The sequence below is a fragment of the Legionella tunisiensis genome (assembly GCF_000308315.1).
GTDB classification, from domain to species: Bacteria; Pseudomonadota; Gammaproteobacteria; order Legionellales; family Legionellaceae; genus Tatlockia; species Tatlockia tunisiensis.
The window spans coordinates 1-4,698 of sequence record NZ_CALJ01000323.1 but is presented as its reverse complement, the minus strand read 5'-3'; the positions used below and the strand labels follow the sequence as shown (position 1 = coordinate 4,698).

Below are 4,698 nucleotides of genomic sequence, written 5' to 3'. Positions count from 1 at the left end.
CCGTTTCGGCCGGTCTCCGGGTTTACAATTACGCATGTTGACGCAAGGAGTCGTATAACTTCGTATAATGTATGCTATACGAAGTTATTACGATGCTATCATCTTCTTCAATATGAGCTCAGAGTCAACTATGTTGGCAGGGTTCAAGAAGCATTAGAGTCCAATCATCATAACGCCGTAAATTCTTAATTATCTAATCAATAAATTTTATTGGTCGGAGTGACAGGAGTTGAACCTGCGACCCCTGCCTCCCGAAGGCAGTGCTCTACCAAGCTGAGCTACACTCCGTTTTCCGTCTAATGATCACGTTTAATAGCGAATTGCGCAAGTTCTATCAGCGCTTCCTTATAAACACTATCAGGTAAAATTTGTAGTGCCGACAATGCTCGATCGACCTCAAGTGCTGCATAATTACGCGTATATTCAATGGCATCGGTTGCTTCAATGGCTTCCAGGATAGCGGTGAGATTTTGCAAACTACCTTCCCGTAGGCTTTCTTGAATCAGTTGTTGCTGCACAGCTGTACCATGTTGTAAGGCATGGAGGAGAGGGAGGGTGGCTTTACCATCAGCCAAATCATCACCAATATTTTTGCCGATTGTTTTCGTGTCGGAACAGTAATCTAAGGCATCGTCAATCAGTTGAAATGCATTGCCTAAATGCAAGCCATAGGCATACAGGCTTTTTTCAATTTCTTCACCTGCATTACTTAACAAAGGGCCAATTGCAGCAGAGGCGGCAAATAACAAGGCTGTTTTGTCTCGAATCACCGCAAAATAATCTTCAACAGAAAGCGAAAAATTATGGCGATTAGCTAATTGCCTTACCTCACCACAGCTAATCTGGTGGGAAGTATCTGCTAATAAGCATTGGATTTTAGGATGGTTAACATTCACCATCAATTGAACAGATTGGGTGAACAAGTAGTCTCCCACCAAAATACTGGCCTTGCTGCCCCATATTTCATTGGCAGTTTCACGCCCGCGCCGTAGAGTGGATTCATCAATGACATCGTCATGCAACAAGGTTGCTGTGTGGAAAAATTCAATCATTGCAGCGAGTGCGATGTGATCTTGGCCTTTATAGGCACAAGCATGGCTTGCTAACAATACTAATAAAGGTCGTAAACGTTTGCCGCCACTTTCAACAATGTGATGTGCCAACTCATCGATCAAACCGACTTGTGATTGAATTTTATCAATGATTAGAGCATTTACTGCATCAAAATCTTCGCTAACCAGTGCTCTTAAACGGGCAACTGTCATTGTTTATCCTCTAACATAGAATGTATGCATGCTAAGGCTGGCTTGGTCTAATGTCAAGTCGAGACAGGTAAATGCATCTTAGTATCTATCTCCCAGGCATAAAGCACGAATGTAGGTAGCATGGTTTGTTTGTATGTTCAGGAATAAACTCGTTTGATTGGTTTGGTGATACGATAAGTATTACCACCTGCTTTTTTGGCACTATACATGGCTTCATCGGCTTTCGCGAGCAATTCATCGGCATCGAATGCATCTAAGGGATATACAGCTAAACCGATACTGATCTGACAAATTATGTCGCGTCTTTCCAGAGGAAAAGGTTTGTTAAATTGCTGCACAATCCGTTTAGCAATGGTTTGGGAAATTTTATCCCCGCTTTGATGCATGATAAGGGCAATAAATTCATCTCCTCCCAGTCTGGCAAGAAAATCATTTTCTCTGAAACAGCTTTGCAGGCGTTTGGCAGATTGTAACAACAAGGAATCACCGGATTCGTGCCCGTAAGCATCATTGACCCGTTTAAATTTATCTAAATCCATAAAAAAGAAAGTGATACAATATTTTTTATTGATAGCTGCCTCAAGCATATTTTGAATATGCATTTGAAAATAGGTACGATTTGGTAAATTGGTTAGTGTATCGTAGCGAGCCAGGTAATGAAATTTTTCCTTATCGGTTTGCAATAGATAATTGTTCTCGCTCAATAATCTTTCGTACCGTTCATTTTCACGTAAAACATCATATAAGGTGATAACAATAACAAATAAAGAAAAAGAAATATTAATAAAATTCATGAGTAGCGCATTGGAAGGCGATAATTGGTAAATCGGCGTGATCTCTTGCATTGAAAAGAAGACCACCATGACTAGACATAGGACAGCATAGATAACCAAGCCATACCAGCTTATAGTGACGGCTGCCAGGATTGGAATGACGTAATACCAGACAAAATAAGAGCTTGATAAGCCTCCCATCCAGTAGTTCCCCAAGGTAGTAATAACTAAGGCCAGCAAGGTGAGGAAATGTCCGCACAAGGATGTATTCTTGGTTTTTTAAAATTAACAGATTGAGTGCAGCAAACCCACAGGCAGCAATCACTAACTGAACCATCATCCACATATGCCACACGAAATTGATATAAAGTAAAAATGAACCCAATATAATAAGCTCAATACTGATATTATTGATTAACCTATATTGGCGCCCTTGAGCACTGTTGGAAGTTAATAGTTCACGTGCAAATGCCTTTAATTTGTTGACCAGATACATCTTTTTTCCTCATGGCTAATTTACTCTTTTCAACCAAGAAAATAGCGTTTAGTACCAAATCAATAATTCCCTTTAGTTAAAAAATCACGCTAAATTGCCACAATTTATCGTTACAATGGCTCGCAAAACTCCTCGTGGTTTGCAAATTTTTAATTATGCATCATTTTCTCAGTAGTATAGGCTATTTTTAGTTCATTTTGGTGGTTTATCAGATCAGTTGTTCAAATGGATTAGTAGAGGTTTCAAGAGTTTCTTCATGATTTCATGGATGGCTTCTCACTGCAGGAGATTTAATTGTATGCATAATGAATTAATTTCTACTAAATTTAACGTAGTCAATTCGTTTCCAGGTTAGGCAGTATGTATGGTGAGATTAAAAATATTCCAAAAGTTGAAAATCCGAGTGGCAGCTATGGTTTTTTGCTGTAAAGCATGTGCCGCAAAAAGAAGTATTTTATCCTAAGGAATTATCAATTACGCATGTTGCGCAAGGAGTTCGTAGTGGTGATTGTGATTTCTTATCGGTTATCAATGCAATTCTTGCTCTCCCTGATGGAGAGTCCTATATTCGAAATCTGCTTATTGAAAAAGATGGAGTGGTTTATGTTCATTTTTTAAAAATGACAAGCCGCAGTGGATTGCTGTTGAAAAATCACTACCTACATCCTGGGGGGTTCTAAGTTCTGGTGCTTTATGGGTTCGCTTTCTGGAAAAGGCTTTTGTTGCCTTTAAAGGCGGTAATTATAACGAAGTACTTAATCAGAGTGATAGTCGCACCGCTTTAAGAACCATGCTTGGGGGATTTGAAACAAGCATAGCACTTCCGGTACAGGCACGTACTCCCTTGTCTACTTTGTATCAAAAAACAACGCACGGTTGTTCGGGTAAAGATATTCATACCTTGATGTTATTGTTGCGCCCGCAGGACAAAATGGCAACGAAAGCCAATGTGGTTAAGCATGTATTTTCTGGTGATGAGGATTTTCTTAATATTTGGTGGGAAATGGTAATCCGAGAGCGCTCCAGTTTGGAAAAATTTCTGGCTTCAAAGCCGGTAATTTTTGAGGAAGATATGATTGCTTTTATAGAGCAACGCCAAGAACTTTATAATAAACCAGCAACTGCTACTGCATCCAACACCGTCATAGAATGGATTAAGAAAAGTAAAATTTTACCCAGTGAAACCCACTATTCCCAAGATGAATTGGCACTTTATGAGGATTTAATCCGAGCCTATGATGAGCAACGACCTGTGGTTGCGGATGCCCGCCAAATACCTTCTGCCGGGATTACTGCTGAGCATACATATGCGATCATGGGGGTTCGCGAAAGTGAAATTAGTCATCGAAAGTTTGTTATTTTACGCAACCCTCACCATGAAAACATTCCCTGGTTTTTGCGTTATTTTTTCTCTGGTGGCAGACAATCTTATGAAGTGATTGATAAAGAGGGCAACGTGAATTTAATGATTAAATCAACTAACAGTTCAACCTTTGAAATGGAATTACATGATTTTGCTCAATCCTTTGCTTATATTGATTGTGGTCGCTCTCTTAAAGAGGTCAAACTGGATGTGTTGGAAGCGGATGAGGTGCCACCAGAAGAAGCATTAGCAAAGGCAGTTTCGCCGGGAATTGGCTCATAAAATCGGATCTGAGTAATTTGATATATCGTGAAACCCTGAAATTCAATGTCGGGTTTCACATCGAGAAATCAGCTCTACACATTAAAGCGAAAATGCATGACATCGCCGTCACAGACGATGTATTCTTTTCCTTCCAGACGTAACTTACCGGCTTCCTTCGCGCCTTGCTCGCCGCGGTGAGCAATAAAGGCTTCATAAGCGATTACTTCGGCACGAATAAAGCCTTTTTCAAAATCAGTGTGAATCACTGCAGCTGCCTGTGGTGCTGTAGCCCCTTTGCGTATAGTCCAGGCCCGCACTTCTTTGACGCCGGCAGTAAAGTAAGTTTGTAAACCCAGTAATTCATAACCAGCACGAATCACACGATTTAAACCAGGTTCGTCAAGACCTAAATCAACCATGAATTCTTTACGATCAGCTTCATCCAAATCGATAAGCTCTGCTTCGGTTGCTGCGCACAAAGCTACAACACTGGCATGTTCTTGCACAGCAAGGCTTTTTACTTTCTCAAGATGGGGG

At 40.4% G+C, this 4,698-nt stretch carries 6 protein-coding genes and 1 tRNA gene; 2 read left to right on the top strand and 5 right to left on the bottom strand.

Translation table 11 applies throughout. The features are described 5' to 3' along the window. Positions 1–211 precede the first annotated feature (211 nt). The 4 genes from BN58_RS19680 to BN58_RS32080 all read right to left on the bottom strand — a co-directional run bounded on the left by BN58_RS19680 (position 212) and on the right by BN58_RS32080 (position 2,534). A tRNA-Pro gene (locus BN58_RS19680) sits at positions 212–288 on the bottom strand. Positions 289–296: 8 nt separating this feature from the next. Further along, on the bottom strand, positions 297–1,265 hold the full coding sequence (locus BN58_RS19675) for a polyprenyl synthetase family protein (protein WP_019218302.1): 969 nt from the start codon (positions 1,263–1,265) through the stop codon (positions 297–299). A gap of 137 nt (positions 1,266–1,402) precedes the next feature. Then, entirely contained in the window at positions 1,403–2,059 is a 657-nt protein-coding gene (locus BN58_RS29325; RefSeq protein ID WP_019218301.1) for a GGDEF domain-containing protein, read from the bottom strand. Continuing rightward, positions 2,046–2,534, bottom strand: a complete 489-nt coding sequence (locus BN58_RS32080; protein ID WP_019218300.1) for a hypothetical protein — start codon at positions 2,532–2,534, stop codon at positions 2,046–2,048. Before BN58_RS32080 ends, BN58_RS29325 begins: the two co-directional genes overlap by 14 nt. 434 nt (positions 2,535–2,968) lie before the next feature. Here BN58_RS32080 and BN58_RS29315 point away from each other — a divergent pair, with 434 nt between their 5' ends. Together BN58_RS29315 and BN58_RS27590 are read left to right on the top strand one after the other, a co-directional pair. After that, positions 2,969–3,214, top strand: coding sequence for a hypothetical protein (locus BN58_RS29315; RefSeq protein WP_019218299.1), 246 nt, complete (start codon positions 2,969–2,971; stop codon positions 3,212–3,214). A gap of 110 nt (positions 3,215–3,324) precedes the next feature. After that, on the top strand, positions 3,325–4,179 hold the full coding sequence (locus BN58_RS27590; RefSeq protein WP_019218298.1) for a C2 family cysteine protease: 855 nt from the start codon (positions 3,325–3,327) through the stop codon (positions 4,177–4,179). 74 nt (positions 4,180–4,253) lie between these two features. On the opposite strand, the gene BN58_RS19660 is transcribed toward BN58_RS27590, so the two are convergent. After that, on the bottom strand, positions 4,254–4,698 hold a 445-nt coding region (locus BN58_RS19660), incomplete at its 5' end, for a DUF933 domain-containing protein (protein ID WP_019218297.1).